Raw genomic sequence first — 14,729 nt, forward strand, 5'->3', positions numbered from 1 at the left:
AGGCCCATCTCCAAATGGGCAGGCTTGCGAGGTAGCGCGGCGGGGGTGCGGGAACCGGGCGGGGTATGTTGGGGAACTTAGGGCGCGGTGCGGCGGCTAGAGCAGGCCGAGGGTGCGCGCGCGGGCAAGCGCCTGGGTGCGGCTATGCGCGCCAAGCTTGCCGTAGATATTCTTGAGGTGCATCTTGACAGTGCTCTCGGCGATGATCAGGGTTCGCGCGATCGCCTGGTTGGATTGGCCGGCGGCGATCAGCCGCAGCACCTCAAGCTCGCGCGCGCTCAGCGCCTCAGGCGGCGTGCTGGCAGGCGGCCCAAAGTGCGAAGCCTGCCCGGTGGCGATGCGTCGCCCGTCGCCTGGCCGCGCGCCGCCAAATGCGCCCAGCACCTTATCGATATAGGGAAGCGCGTCGCCAGCCAGCTGGCTGCCCTCGTCGCGCGGCCGGTGCGCCAGCCGCGCGCGGCACTCGACGAGCAGCTGCTGCATGGGCGCGCCCAGATCGACGAAAAGGCGGATGTGGCCCTCTGGTGCGGTCAGCGCCAGCGCGCGGTATAAACTCTCGCGCGCGCCGGCCGCATCGCCGGCCGCCTGGTACGCCAGCGCCAGCAGCGCGTGCGCCTCGATCGTCTGGCCGTACTGGCCGTGCGCTTCGGTGTCGTGCGGGAGCTTTTCCAGCAGCCCGGCAGCCTGGGCGGCCACGCTGCCGCCCTGCGCCACATACACCCGCGCCAGCGCCAGCTGCTGTATCAGCCACAGGTGCACGTAGGCCGGCGCATAGTCGAGCAGCAGCCCGCCATCGCGCGCCCACGCGCCCGCCCGCGCCAGGTCGCCCTGCGCCAGCCACAGCCGGACCTGCGATCTGGCGATCAGCGCGCGCTCGCCCACCTGCTTGAGCGGCCGGGCGAGCTGGATGGCCAGGGCCATCGCCGCGCGCGCGCCGTCGGCGTCGCCCTGCGCCTGAAGCGCGAGCGCCAGCGCCGCCAAGTTCAGCGCCTGCTGCTCGATGTTGCCGACGCGCTGGCTCTGGGCGATGCCATCACGCGCGAAGCGGGCCGCCGCGTCCAGGTCGTTCCACTCGTACGAAACTTCGCTGAGCCACAGCGTCGCCCAGCCGACAAACGGCGACAGCGCGCCGAGGCGCTCGGCGGGCGGCTCGATCATCTGCCAGCACGTCTGGGTCGCCAGGCGCAGCTTGCCCTGCATGATCCGGATGTAGGCGATCTGCAGCTCGGCGGCGGCGTACAGCAGGGTGTTGCCGGTGGCGCCGCTGAGCGTCAGCTGGTCCTCGGTCGACTGGAACAGCTGGTTCAGGTCGCCGCGCATCCAGTGCGACGTGCTCAGGCACATGGTCGCCGCGAGCCGCCAGAACACGCGCTCCTGCGGCAGTTGGGCCAGCGCCAGCCGCGCGCTGCCGATCGCGGTTGGGAAGTCGTCGCGCCCTGCCGCCACGATCGCCTTGACTGTCGCCAGCTCGGCGGGCGACGGGCGCGCCGCGTCGCCTGGCGGATCGGCCGCCGCGCTCGCCTGCTCGGCGGCGCGCAGGTATGCGTCGGCCTCGTCGATCTGCCCGATGACGACGAGCGCGGCCGCGTAGAACAGGCTGAGGCGCGGCCGCGCGCTCAGGGCGTCGGCGGCCAGCATTCTGGCCCAGCCCAGGAACGTCTCGACCTCGCCGCGCATCAGCAGCGCCTCGGCGCTTTCCTCAATGATTGCTGCGGCCTCGGCCCAATCCTGGGCGGCGAGCGCGTGCTCGATCGCCTCGCCCGTCAGGCCGCCGCGCCGGTACCAGGCGGCCGCGCGCCGGTGGATCGGCGCGACCAGCTCGGGGTAGAGCTGGCGCACCCGCAGGCGCAGCACGTCGGCGAACAGCCGGTGGTAGCGATACCAGCGCCGCTCGGCGTCGAGCGGCACCACAAACAGGTTCGACGACTCCAGCCACTCGAGCATAGGCTGGGAAGCGTGCGGCGCCGCCGGCTGGGCATCGCCGGCCGCGAGCACGGCGTCGCATAGCTCGGCGCACATCCGCTCGAGCAGCGACGTGCGCAGCAAAAACTGGCGCACCGCCGGCGGCTGGCGCTCGAGCACTTCGTCTACAAGGTAATCCCAGATATAGCGGTTATCGCCGCGGATCGCCGCGATCAGGCCGGCGGCGTCGGCTTCGCCCTGGATCGAGAGCGCGGCCAGCTGCAGGCCGGCCATCCAGCCCTCGGTGCGCTCCAGCAGCGTCGCAATATCGCCGCGCGCGAGGTCGCGCCCCAGCAGCCGGCGCAGAAACGCGGCGGCCTCGTCGGGCGTGCAGCGCAGGTCGGCGGCGCGGATCTCGGCGACCTCGCCGCGCGCGCGCAGCCGCGCCAGCGGAAGCGCGATGTCGGCGCGGCTGGCGATCACCAGGTGAAAGTTTGGCGGCAGGTAGGCCAGCAGCGTGGCGAGCGCCTGGTGGATCGGCGCGGCGGTTATGGCGTGGTAGTCGTCCAGCACCAGCGCCAGCGTGCCCGGCGTGGCCGCGATTGCGTTCGACAGCACGGTGAGCACAGTGTCGATCGGCACGGCCTGCGGGGCGCGCAGCAGCGCGGCAGCGTCGGCGCCAATCCCCGGCGACTGCTGCTCAAGCGCCGCCACCAGGTAGGCCCAGAAGCGCACCGGGTCGTTGTCGGCCTCGTCGAGCGTGAGCCATGCCGCTCGGAAGGGCCGCGCGGCAAACGGCATCGGCGCGTCGTCGCGCGCGTGCGGCCGTCTGGCCGGTTTTGCCGCCGCGAGCCAGTCGGCCAGCAGGGTGGTTTTGCCAAAGCCGGGCGGCGCCACAATTAGCGTGAGCAGGTGCTCGGCCGCCTGGCTCAGCCGCGCGATCAGGCGCGGCCGCGGCGCCAGCCCTGGGCGCGGCGCGGCGAACTTTGTCGCCAGCAGCGGCCGCGCGTCGGTGGGCGCACGTTCGGCTGCGGCAGCTGGCGCGATCGGCGGCCGCACATCCGCCAACACGCCGGCGCTGGCGGCCAGGAACAGGCGCTCGGGCCGGCCGGCGCCGGTGCCGTGCAGGCCCCTGAGCTGGTAGGTGCCTAGGTCGCGCAGGCTCACGCCCTCGGGCAGCGCGTCGGCCACCAGCTCGCGTGCCGCCAGCGAGAGCAGAACCTGGCCGCCGTGGCCAGCCGATAGAATGCGCGCAGCCCGGTTGAGCGGCGGGCCTACGTAATCGCCGTGGCGCGGATCGGCCATGCCGGTGTGGATGGCCATGCGAACGCGCAGCGGGCGCTCGGGCGGCAGGCCAAACCGCCGCCAATCTTCGGCGCCAAGCGACTGCTGGATGGCGCAGGCTGCGGCCAGCGCGTCGGGGGCGCGCACAAACGCCGCGCACACGGCGTCGCCGAGCGTCTTGAACACCACGCCGCCGTATGCGCCGATCGCCGAGTGCACAAGCGCGTCGTGGTGCACCAGCGCCTGCGGCATCACCTGGGGGTAGCGCTCCCACAGCAGGGTGCTGTCGACGATGTCGGTGAACAGAAAGGTGACAGTGCCGCGCGGCCAGCCGGCGGCCTGGGCCGCGCCGCGCTGAGCGGCCATCGGCGCCGAGCGCAGCGCGGCGGCAAACGGCGCCGGCAGCTCGTCGGCGGCGCGCGCGCGCTGCCTGCCATCGGCGCGCGCCTCGGGCGCACCAGCGGCCGCCAGCGTGGCGGCGGCGGCGGCTAGGCGCTCGGGCGTCAGCTCGGCCGCCTTGCCCAGGTAGACGCGGTGGAGTTTGCCCGATAGCTTGCGGTATGCTTTCCAGTACCAGCCGCCGCGCTGCCGCGCCTCTTTCCGCGCGGTAAAGCTGCCGCCCGCGCCCTGGTAGGCAAAGCTGGCCGCGACCTCGAGCCACGCGAACCACTCCGGCGTGCCGACGGCGATCGCCTGCTCGGCGCCGGCCGCGCCCCAGCTGAGCATATCTTCTCGCACAATCGGCGTAGATCCGGCCATCGCGCTTCACCCTTGTGCGGTTCCCCAACGCGGGTTCCCCAACCTCGGCCTAGTATAGCCTCGCCAGGGCGGCAGCGCAACTCGCGGCCATGGGGCGGGCAGGGCCGGCGCGATACAGCAGGCCCTCGCAGATACGGTATCATACCGCCAGCGGCGAGCTGTAGCGCTCGCCGAGGTCAGCCGACGCATACCGCCAATCAGGGAGTAGCAAGCCATGCACACCACTGTCGCCACGCCAACCGCATTTCCCGCGCCGGGGGTCTTCGCCGTATCGCAGCGCGTCACGCTGCTGTGCGCCACGCCCGGCGCGAGCATCCACTACACCACCGACGGCAGCACCCCAACAGCCGCCAGCCCGGCCTTCGACCCGTACCAGCTGCCGGTGCTCGAGGCGATCAACGACGGCGACCTGGGCACGACCTCGGCCTACACGATCAAGGCGCTCGCGCTGAAGCCGGGGATGGGCGCGAGCGACGTGGCCACCTTCAGCTACACGATCGAGCGCCGCGCGAAAGACGCGTATGTCTCGCAGGAGATCGCCGCCGGCGTGCACATGATCCTCGACTACGACGACACCAAGATGTACCTGCTGCTCGGCAGCGAGCGCGCCATGCTGATCGACGCCGGCCTGGGCACCGGCAACCTGCGCGCGTATGTCGAGCCCTTGCTCGGCGGCCGGCCGCTGGACGTGGTCATCACCCACGGCCACCCCGACCATATCGCGGCCATGGGCCAGTTTCAAGACCGCTATAACGTGTACATGAACCACCGCGACCTGCCGCTGGTGCAGCGCTTCGTCGAGCACATGGGTTACCAGATCGACCTGGAGCAGATCGAGGATCTGCGCGAGGGCGCGCGCTTCGACCTGGGCGACCGCAGCTTCACGGTGTATGAAGTGCCCGGCCACTCGCCCGGCTGCGTCGTGCTGCTCGACGAGGCCAGCGGCCTGCTGATCGCCGGCGACGCGGTTGGCAGCAACCGGCCGACGATCACCGACTCGCTGTGGATGCAGATGCCGGGCATGTCGCCGATCGACGAGTTCCTTTCGGCGCTGCAGGTGTTCCGCGCAAAGGTCGGCGGCGCGATCAAGCAGATCGTCGGCGGCCACAACGACCTGCCGATCTACGGCGAGACCTACCTCGACAACCTGCAGCAGGCCGCGCAGCTGCTGGTAGACCACGGCGAGGATGTGCTGGTGCCGTCGCTGCGCCCGACCGACGCTTGGCAGGTGGTGGTGGGCGACCGGCTTACCGACCCGAACTGGGCGGCGATCAATGTCTCGAAGGGCCGCTGCCTGAGCGCGCCACCCCAGCAGATCGCCGCGCTGAGCAATCTTCAGCTGCGCCACGCCGCCCTGCAGCCTGGCTTCCATCCCAGCCAGCTGGCCTATACGGCCGAGGCCGACGCGGCCGCCACATCCGCCACGATCGTCGCGACCGTTATGTCGAGCCGCTACCACAGCCTGCTGGTGAACGGCGTGCCGGCGACGTCGGGGGCGGGCTACCAGGCGCCGCTGGTGGGGCCGCGCACCACCTTCGAAATCGCCGTCACCGCGCCCGACGCCAGCACAACCTGCGTCTACACGCTGGTTGTAGCAAAGCCGGGGTAGAAGAGCGCGGCGTGGGCGTGCCGGCGAGCTGCACGCTCACACCGGGCACACAGGCGCCACCTGCCACTCCTGCGCATAGCGCACCGCCTGGTCGAGGTTCATGCGCTCGCCGGCTTCCCAGGCAGCCTGGAAAGCCGGCGGGCCAAGCAGCGCCTGCGCCCCCGCGACGGCGACATCGAGCGTGCGCCGCATGTCGGGCGCCAGGGCGCCGCCGATCTCCTTCAGCAGCGCCTCGGTGGCGGCGGCCATGCGGGCGGCGCGCTCGGCCACACCCAGCACAATCGCCAGATCGGCCAGGCCCGAGAGGTTGTACGCGACGGCCTCTTTATCGCCGATCGCGACGCCCAGCGCCAGGCTTTCGAGGTAGTGCGCCCGCGCGGCAGCGTAATCGCCCTGGCCCTGCGCCACACCCCCCAGGTTGTTCAGCGTCGACACCACCCCATAGCCGTCGTTCAGCGCGCGCCGCAGCGCCAGGCTCTCCTCAAGCAGCGCGCGCGCCGTGGCGTAGTCGCCGTCGTCGAGCGCCAAGCTCCCCAGGTTGTTGAGCGCTATCGCGATGGCGCGGATGTTACCAAGCTCGCGCGCCAGCGTGAGGCTCTCGCCATAGTGCTCCCGCGCGGCGACATAGTCGCCCTGGTTTGCCGCGACATTTCCCAGGCCGTTCAGCGTCGCCGAGATGCCGTCCTTATGATCCAGCGCGCGCCATGCCACCATGCTGGCCTCGTACAGCTCGCGCGATGTCTCGTAGTCGCCCTGGTTCAGAGCGACGAGCCCTAGGGTGCCAAGGCAGCTTGCGGTGCCGTCGATATCGCCGAGGCCGCGGCGCAGCGCCAGGCTCTCCTCAATCAGCTCGCGCGCCAGCGCGTAGTCGTTTTGCCGCACTGCCACGCTCCCCAGGCCGAACAGGGTCAGGGCGATACTCGCCGTGTCGCCGGCGGCGCGCGAGAAAGCCAGCCCGGCCTCCATGCACTCGCGCGCCCGCGCATAGGCCCCCTGGCGATGCCAGACGATTCCCTCGGCGTTGAGCGCCTGGGCCATGCCAAGGCGATCGTTCAGCGCGCGGTAGCCGCTCTTGGCGCGGGCCAGCCACTCTAGGGCTAGGTCGCTCTCGCCGCGCTGCTCGCACAGCCGGCCGAGCGCGATCTGGGCGCCGGCGGCCTCCTCGGGGCTATATGCCAATGCCAGCGCGGCCCGGTAGCTGGCCTCGGCCTCGGCCCAATTGCCCAGCACCTCGCGCACGTCGCCCTGCTGAAGCTGAATATCGATCAGCGCGCGGCGGTCGGCGGCGGGCGTAATCTCGAGCGCGCGCGCGAGCAGGCGCGCGGCCTCGGCCATGCTGCCCTGCCGCCGGGCATAGCGCCCGGCCCGCAGGCACGCCCCGGCCTCGCGGTCGGTTCGCCCGGCCTGGCCCCAGTGGTACGCCAGCTGCGCGGCATAGGCGTCGTCGGCGCCGTATAGCCGCTCCATCACGGCGGCCATGTCGGCGTGCAGGTGGCGCAGCTGCTCGGGCGCCAGCCGGGCCAGCAAGCCGTCGCGCAGCTTGTCGTGGCTGAACAGCCAGCGCTCGCCGCGCACCTCCACCACTGCGGCCTCGGCGCACAGCGGCAGCCACCAGCCCGCAATGTCGATCTCCGGGGCGAGCGCCTGCAAGATCGCCGTGTCGATCTGCCGCCCGGCCACGGCGGCCTGCGCCAGCAGCTGCTGTGCGGCCGCCGGCAGGTGCGCCAGCCGCCGGTCAATCATGGCCTGGATGCCACGCGGCATCAGCCGCGCGGGCAGGCTGGCCCGCCCCACCGCCGCCAGGCGGCCGGCGTCCTCGGCCAGCGCGCGCACCACCTCGACCAGGAAAAAGGTATTGCCCTCGGTTTCCTGCTGGAGCCGGGCTAGCAGCTCGGGCCGCCGGCCGGCCTCGCCCAGCATCGCCACGCTCAGCGCCGCGACATGCTCGGGGCTCAGGCGCGGCAGGTCAAGCCGGCGCATCTCCGGCAGCTCGCTGCCAAGCTCGGGCCGCTCGTCGTTGCGGAAGGTGCCGACCAGCATAAGCGGCTGCTCCGCCGCCAGGCGCAGCAGATGCGGCAGCGGCAGCAGGCTTTCCTCGGCCCACTGCAGGTCTTCGAGCATCAGCAGCAGCGGCCGGCTATGCTGCTGAAACAGGCCGGCGATGGCGGTCAGCAGCCGGACCTGCGCGGCCCTGCCCTCCAGCGGCGGGGCCGGCCCCACCGGGCGGCCGATCAGCTCGCCGATGTCGCCGATCAGCGGCAGCAGCGCCGCCGCGCTGATGTCGTCGACATGCTCGCTCGCTACCACAAGCTGGCGCAGGGCGTCGCGCCAGAGCTGAAAGCTCGCGCCGCCCTCCTGCACGGCCTGCCCGCGCACCACGAGAACGCCGTCGACCAGCGCCTGGGTTTCGAGCTCGCGCAGCAGCCGCGATTTGCCAACGCCGCTCTCGCCGCCGATCAGCCAGGCGCTGCCGTGGCCGCGCCGGGCCTGCTCGAGCGCGCCGCCCAGCGTGGCCAGCTCGGCGTCGCGGCCGACAAAGGTCGCCGCCTGCAGGTAGCTCTCGCGGATGGCCGGGCTTTCTTCGGGCGGCAGCCCAACCGCCGCCCGCAGCAGGGTGATCGAGATCTGCGCGCTGGGCGGGCGGCTGGCCGGCTCCCTGGCAAGCAGCTGGCCAATCGCCCAGGTCAGCGCGGGCGGCGCGGCGATCGCTTTCAGGTTGGCCTTGTGCGCGAAGATCCGGTCGAGAAAGTCGTGGATGCTATCGGCGGGGAAAGGGTGCTGGCCGGCCAGCAGCTCGTAGGCCACCACGCCTATGCTATACAGGTCGCTGGCCTCGGTGTAGGGCTGGCCGTCGATGACCTCGGGCGCGAGGTACAGCAGCGTGCCGAAGACGTCGTCGGCGCGCTGCTGCTGCGCCAGCACCGAAAGGCCAAAGTCGAGCAGCCGCACGCGCCCGCCGGCCACCAGCAGGTTGGCCGGCTTGAGATCGTGGTGCAGCACGCCGCGCCGGTGCAGGTAGGCCAGCGCCTCGAGCGCCTGCGTCAGCAGCCCGACGCGCTGCTGAAGGCTCTGCCCGGCCCCAAACTCGAGGATCGTCTGCGCGCCCTCAAGCAGCTCCATGGTGAAGAACGGCTGGCGCGCGGCGTCGAAGCCGTAGTCGAGCACGCTGATGATGTGCGGATGGCGCAGGCCGGCCAGCGTACGAAACTCGTGCGCCAGCGCCAGGCGCAGTGCCTCGGAATTGGCGTCGATCTCAGGCGCCAGCCGGACGCGCTTCAGCGCGACATCCTGGCCGATCAGGCGGTCGTGCACGCGATAGACCGTGCCCATCGCTCCTTCGGCAAGCGTGGCGAGCAGGCGATACCGCGGGTTGATGTCGATCATAGTGTCACGCTGGCTAGCGGCCATTTCCTGCGTCAGTATGGTTCAGGCGGCCCCGAAAGTCAAGCGAAGCGCGCCTACGATGCAGCTACGCACCGCCTGCGCGCTCCCCGAGCCCCCCGCCGATGTTGTAGGCGCGTTTCGCCAGCCCGTAGGCGCACTCGTAGGCCATTGCGGTGGCCTCGTCTTCGGCCAGCAGCCCCTGCGCCACCAGCCCCGCCAGCCAGTCGCAGCTCACCCGCCGCCAGACGTCGTGGCGCGCGGGGATCGACACAAACGCGCGCGTGTCGTCGTTGAAGCCGGCGGTGTTGTACAGCCCCGCCGTCTCGACTACGCGCGCGAAGTAGCGCCGCATGCCGTTCACGCTGTCGAAGAACCACCACGGCGGGCCGAGCCGCAGCGCCGGGTAGTAGCCGGCCAGCGGCGCCAGCTCGCGGCTGTAGCTGCTCTCGTCGAGCGTGAACAGAATCAGGCGAAAGCGCGGGTCGGCGCCGTAGCCGCCCAGCAGCGGCCGCAGGTTGCGCGTCCACTCGGTGGCGAGCGGGATGTCGGCGCCTTTGTCGGGGCCGAAGCGCGCGAACAGCGCCTCGTGGTGGTCGCGCAGGCTGCCGATGTGCAGCTGCATCACCAGGCCGTCCTCGGCGCTCATACGCGCAAACTCGATCAGCATGTGCCCGGTGAAGCGCGCGGCGTCCTCGGCGCTGGCCTGGCCGCGCAGCGCACGGCCAAAGATCGCCTCGGCTTCGGCGCCGCTCAGCCGCGCGGTGTAGGGCGTCGCGGCGGCGTGGTCGGTCGCCAGCGCGCCCAGCTGCTTGAATGCGGCGCGCCGCGCCTCGAGCGCGCGGATGTAGCCGGCGTAGCCCGAGATATCGACCCCTGCGGCGGCGCCCAGTGCGGCGATCTGCGCGCCCCAGGCCGGGTGCGCCAGGTTCATCACCGCGTCGGGCCGGAAGGTCGGGCGAATGTGGCCCATGCCGGCGGCATGCATCCGCCGGTGCTCGTCAAGCGTGTCGCTCGCGGCGTCGGTGGTCGCCAGCAGCTCGATGTTGAAGCGCTCCAGCAGCGCGCGCGGCGCGAACTCAGGCCGCGCCAGCTGAGCCTCGATCTGGTCGTAGATCCGCTGAGCGCTCTGGCCATCCAGCCGCTCAGCGACGCCAAACACGCCGATCAGCTCGTCGGCCAGCCATAGCCCGGTGGGCGTGCCGCGAAACAGAAAAAAGTGCTCGGCGAAGCGCTGCCAGATGCGCCGGTGATCGGCCTCGACCGGCGTGCCGTCGCGCGTGGGCACGCCCAGGTCTTCGAGCGCGACGCCCTGGCTGTAGAGCATGCGAAAGACATAGTGGTCGGGGATGATGAACAGGTCGGCCGGGGTGCCGAAGCGCGCGGCCGGGTCGGCCAGCAGCGCCGGCGGCACGTGGCCGTGCGGGCTGATGATCGGCAGCTTCGCGACCGTGGCATACAGGTCGCGCGCCACCTGGCGCACCGCCGGGTCGGGGCTGAAGCAGCGGTCGGGCGCGAGCGCCCAGGGCAGTTGCGGCATCAAGATTGCTCCTCGTGCGTAGGCACCACACAGGCCGGCGCCCCGCGCGGGCGCGCTTGCCACCGTATACTAATACAACTCGGCGAACATCGCTCGCGCCGCTCGCCAGAGCACTTCTGGCAAACACGGCATCCCCTGGACAGAAGCGCGCGCGGTGTAGTACACTATCAGCATCCGCAGCATAGAAGGTAAGTATGACCGACACCCAAACAACCGGGCTTCGCGTCCTGGGCATCTTCGCACACCCCGACGACGCCGAGTTCACCTGTGGCGGCAGCGCGGCGCGCTGGGCCGCCGAGGGCGCCGACATCACCTATGTCGTGATCACCAACGGCGCCGCCGGCAGCAACGACCCGGCCCAGGACCTCGGCGAGCTGGTGCGCATCCGCGCGGCCGAGCAGCGCGCCGCCTGCGATGTGCTCGGCGTGCGCGAGCTGATCTTCCTCGGCTACCCCGACGGCACGCTCCAGCCGACGATCGAGCTGCGCCGCGAGCTTACACGCCTGATCCGCCGGCTCAAGCCCGACCGCGTCGTCACTGGCGACCCGACCGCGGTGTTTATCGGGAAGGACTATATCAACCATCCCGACCACCGCGCCGCCGCCGAGGCCGCGATCTACGCCGTGTTCCCGAGCGCCGTCACCCGCCCGATCTTTCCCGAGCTGCTGGCCGAGGGCTACGAGCCTCACCAGGTCAGGGAAGTGTATATCATGGGCGACGACGCCTCAGCCGATACGTTTGTCGATATCTCGTCCACGCTCGATCACAAGATCGAGGCGCTGCGCTGCCACAAAAGCCAGCTCGACCCCGGCGACGGCCAGTGGGTGCGCGAGTGGGCCGCCGAGGCCGGCAAGCGCGCCGGTGTGCCCTACGCCGAGGCCTTCCGCGTCATGAAGCTCGCCGAGTAGCCCCGGCGCTCCGAGCACAGCGCTCGCGATGGTGGTTGCCCAGGCCTGGGACGGAGGCAACGCCTTACACGAACACCCTGCTTCAATGGCGAAGTAAGCTCCCAGGTCGATCCGCCGGTGACGCCTTCCGGCGGAGCGTCCTTGAAACATGCCCTTTTCAATGTGCGGTTGCAGATTACGCCGCTTGCGTATTCCAACGCTGTACATTGAACATCCACGATTGCGGCATCTCCGAAAGGCTTCACGGAAGGAGGATCTCACCCGACCAGACAAACCGCAACTGAGCGCGCCCTGCCCCTCCGAGACGCTCGGTGGGGGGCAGCACGCAAGCGTACAGGGCCTAATGAACGGTCACACTGAGCATCCGAACCGATGAAGGCCGGCGTGGCTACGCGCCGCGTGCCACTCGCCGTCCAACACACAAGCCTGTAGGAGAATAACATGCTTCCCGTCGATCCGACGATGCAGCAAGCATTCGCCGAGAATGCCTGGCTGCACTTTTTCCAGATGGGCCACACCGCCAGTACCTCCGCGCGGCCCACGACGATCCTCGTTCGCGGGGAAGGGTCGCGCGTATGGGATCAGAACGGCAACGCGTACATCGACGCGCTTTCCGGTCTGTTCTGTGTGAATGCCGGCTACGGCCGCCGCGAGATTGTCGACGCGCTGGCCGCCCAACTGATGGATATCGCTTTTGTCTCGCCGTTTTCGTTCCCCAGCCTGCCACAGATCCAGCTTGCCGCCGAGCTGGCGCGCATCAGCCCGATCGGCCCCAAAACCCGCAGCTTCTTCGTCACCGGCGGCTCCGAGGCCGTCGAGACTGCGCTGAAGCTCGCCAAGGCCTACCAGCGCAAGCGCGGCTTCCACGACCGCTTCAAGACGATCTCGCGCCGGGTGGCCTACCACGGCACCACCATGGGCGCGCTCTCGGTGAATGGCCTCAGCGGCATCCGCAACGGCTTCGGCCCGCTGGTGCCCGGCGCGCGCCACGTGCCGCTGCCGCACCGCTACCGCTGCGATTACTGCGCCCTGCACAGCCAGTGCGCCGGAACATGCGCCGACGAGGTCGAGCGCCTGGTCGAGTTCGAAGGCCCCGAAACCATCGCCGCGATCATCATGGAGCCGGTGCAGAACAGCGGCGGGGCGATCGTGCCGCCGCCCGAGTACATGCGCCGCATCCGCCAGATCTGCGACCGCCACGGCATCCTGATGATCGCCGACGAGGTGATCTGCGGGTTCGGGCGCGTGGGCCACTGGTTCGGTGTGAATGCCTTCGATGTCGTGCCCGATATCATCACTTGCGCCAAGGGCATTACCTCGGGCTATGCCCCGCTCGGCGCGGTGCTGGTGCGCCCCGAGGTCGCCGACGAGTTTCTCGGCGGCGAGGCCGATAAGTTCATGCACGGCATTACGTTCGGCGGCCACCCGGCCAGCTGCGCGGCCGCCCTGGCGAACTTGGCTATTCTCGAGCGCGAGCAGCTGCCCGCCCGCGCCGCCACTATGGGCGATTACCTGATGCGCGAGCTGCGCGCCGCCGTCGGCGAGCACCCGAATGTCGGCGATATCCGCGGCATGGGCCTGTTCATTGCGCTCGAGCTGGTGCGCGACCGCGCCGGCCACCAGCCGCTCGACGAGCCTAACCTCATGGCCTGGCTCTCCGACCAGTTCAAGCGCCGCGGGCTGATCTGCCGCGCCGACGACCGGCTCGATCCGGTGATCCAGCTGGCGCCGCCGCTGAATATCCCGCACGAGGACGCCGACAAGCTGGTGGCGATTGTGGCCGACGTGATCCACGCGCTTGGCCGCAAGCTCGGCACCCAGCCGACCATGGCCGCCGTCAAGCTGGCCCAGGCGGTCGGCGCGGGCTAGCGCTGCCCGCTAGATCTTAGTGTGGCGGTTTCGGCAAAGCCGAAACCGCCACACGCTGTTGGGAGAAGGGCGAGGATGCGGGCGATAGGGCGCTATACCAGCCCGCATATCACAGCAGGGCCTCGATCCGGAAGATCGACCTCAGCCGAACCGCGCCACGCCTTGGCCGGGCGGCGCGCGGCGCGGCCGGCGCGCTCGAGGCGACCGGCACCAGCACGCTGCTCTCGGCGGCGGCGCCGGCCAGGCTCGTGGCATCGCGCACTACCAGGTAGCTATAGATCTCGTCCTCGGGCGCCATCCAGATCTCATCGCTGCCGCCCGGCCCGTAGCGGCTGTAAGCAGCGTCCAGCAGCACCTTCAGCCGCGCCTCGTTGTTGCCGTGCGTCATGGTGTTGAGCCAGAAGTGCCGGTCCGGCCCTGCGTTCGCCGCCATCCACGCCAGCACATCGGTGGCGCTGGTGTCGCTATCGAGCGAGGTATCGCGGCCAATCTGCGTCGACGCGCCGCTTACGGCGCTGGCGCTGCGGTCGCCGCTGGCGTAGTCCGGCCCGTCGACGCGCATCAGCGGGTTGCCGCCGGTCTCGTTCACCAGCAGCGTCGTCGTGCCGGCGCGCACGCTGTTGAAAGGCGCGTCGTAGCCGGTGTCGAAGCATGGCGCGGCAAACGAGATCTGCGTATGCTCGGGGTGCGCGCTCGCCGCCAGCACGCGCTGCACCACCGCGTAGCCATCGAGGATATTCTGGGCGTCGGTGGTGCTGCCGTAGCACGCGTGGTCGCGCGTGTGATCGCCCACATTCCAGCCCTGGTTCACCAGCGCCACCAGCCCCGGCTGATCAATAATCCAGCCCGGCTCCTGGCGCGTCGGGCTTACTTTCTCGCCGATCACAAACAGGCTCGCGCGCCAGCCCTTCGCGCTTATCGCGTCGATCTGCGCCTGCAGGTACACGTTGTCGTCCATCCCGTGCGACCACGCCCACTTCTTGTTGCCCAGCAGCGCCGCCTTTTCGGCCGAAACACGGCCCGGCGCCGCGCCCGGCACAAACGTGACCACCGCCAGCCCAGCTCTGTCGCTGCTGAAGACGAAATCGCCCGTGCCTGGGTCGAAGCTCACGCTCTGCACCGGCACGCCGCCCACCGTGGCGCTGGCCTGGCTGGCGCCCACGCCCAGGTGCGCAACATACGACACGGTTTGGTAGAACAGCCTGGGCAGCGCCGCGCGGCTGATCGTGAATGTGAAGCTGTAGGCTGTGCTGCCGGCCCGCGCAGCATCCGCCCCGTGGTTCATGCGCGCCGCGCCAAGGCAGAGCGCCAGGGCAAGCACGCCCGCCACGGCCCAGCTCGCGCGCTTCGTCCATACCATCGCCCGCATCGCATCGTTCCTTTGCACTCGGATCGCAAGCACAGCCACTCGCCCGGCGCTGCGCGCCCAGCGCCTGAGTGTGTGCCATAAAGAAAACGCAGCAGCCATGCCCCAGAT

7 protein-coding genes are annotated in these 14,729 nt (G+C 70.4%); 3 read left to right on the forward strand and 4 right to left on the reverse strand.

What is annotated here, in order from left to right:
* Positions 1-96: 96 nt before the first annotated feature.
* On the reverse strand, positions 97-3,945 hold the full coding sequence (locus U0177_RS25255; RefSeq protein ID WP_409573444.1) for a LuxR C-terminal-related transcriptional regulator: 3,849 nt from the start codon (positions 3,943-3,945) through the stop codon (positions 97-99).
* Between the two features lie 214 nt (positions 3,946-4,159).
* On the opposite strand from U0177_RS25255, the gene U0177_RS25260 reads away from it, so the two are divergent.
* Positions 4,160-5,554, forward strand: a complete 1,395-nt coding sequence (locus U0177_RS25260; RefSeq protein WP_409573445.1) for an MBL fold metallo-hydrolase — start codon at positions 4,160-4,162, stop codon at positions 5,552-5,554.
* 36 nt (positions 5,555-5,590) lie between these two features.
* Here the strand turns inward: U0177_RS25260 and U0177_RS25265 are convergent, their stop codons facing one another.
* Positions 5,591-8,938, reverse strand: a complete 3,348-nt coding sequence (locus tag U0177_RS25265; RefSeq protein ID WP_409573446.1) for a tetratricopeptide repeat protein — start codon at positions 8,936-8,938, stop codon at positions 5,591-5,593.
* Between the two features lie 85 nt (positions 8,939-9,023).
* Positions 9,024-10,475, reverse strand: a complete 1,452-nt coding sequence (gene uxaC, locus U0177_RS25270; RefSeq protein WP_409573447.1) for a glucuronate isomerase — start codon at positions 10,473-10,475, stop codon at positions 9,024-9,026.
* Positions 10,476-10,669: 194 nt separating this feature from the next.
* On the opposite strand from uxaC, the gene U0177_RS25275 reads away from it, so the two are divergent.
* Entirely contained in the window at positions 10,670-11,383 is a 714-nt protein-coding gene (locus tag U0177_RS25275) for a PIG-L deacetylase family protein (RefSeq protein WP_409573448.1), read from the forward strand.
* A gap of 441 nt (positions 11,384-11,824) precedes the next feature.
* Positions 11,825-13,252 (forward strand): aspartate aminotransferase family protein, encoded by a 1,428-nt coding sequence (locus U0177_RS25280; protein ID WP_409573449.1) that lies wholly within the window; start codon positions 11,825-11,827, stop codon positions 13,250-13,252.
* Between the two features lie 109 nt (positions 13,253-13,361).
* Here U0177_RS25280 and U0177_RS25285 read toward each other — a convergent pair whose 3' ends face one another.
* A complete protein-coding gene (locus tag U0177_RS25285; protein ID WP_409573450.1) occupies positions 13,362-14,621 on the reverse strand; it encodes a hypothetical protein in 1,260 nt (419 codons plus the stop codon).
* Positions 14,622-14,729 lie beyond the last annotated feature (108 nt).

Origin of the sequence: Kouleothrix sp. (assembly GCF_046328425.1) — a bacterium.
Classification (GTDB): domain Bacteria; phylum Chloroflexota; class Chloroflexia; order Chloroflexales; family Roseiflexaceae; genus Kouleothrix.

Coding starts and splice junctions, on each gene's coding strand:
- U0177_RS25285 (WP_409573450.1), bottom strand. CDS start 14,621: ATGCGGGCGATGGTATGGACGAAGCGCGCGAGCTGGGCCGTGGCGGGC.
- U0177_RS25255 (WP_409573444.1), bottom strand. CDS start 3,945: ATGGCCGGATCTACGCCGATTGTGCGAGAAGATATGCTCAGCTGGGGC.
- uxaC (WP_409573447.1), bottom strand. CDS start 10,475: ATGCCGCAACTGCCCTGGGCGCTCGCGCCCGACCGCTGCTTCAGCCCC.
- U0177_RS25280 (WP_409573449.1), top strand. CDS start 11,825: ATGCTTCCCGTCGATCCGACGATGCAGCAAGCATTCGCCGAGAATGCC.
- U0177_RS25260 (WP_409573445.1), top strand. CDS start 4,160: ATGCACACCACTGTCGCCACGCCAACCGCATTTCCCGCGCCGGGGGTC.
- U0177_RS25265 (WP_409573446.1), bottom strand. CDS start 8,938: ATGATCGACATCAACCCGCGGTATCGCCTGCTCGCCACGCTTGCCGAA.
- U0177_RS25275 (WP_409573448.1), top strand. CDS start 10,670: ATGACCGACACCCAAACAACCGGGCTTCGCGTCCTGGGCATCTTCGCA.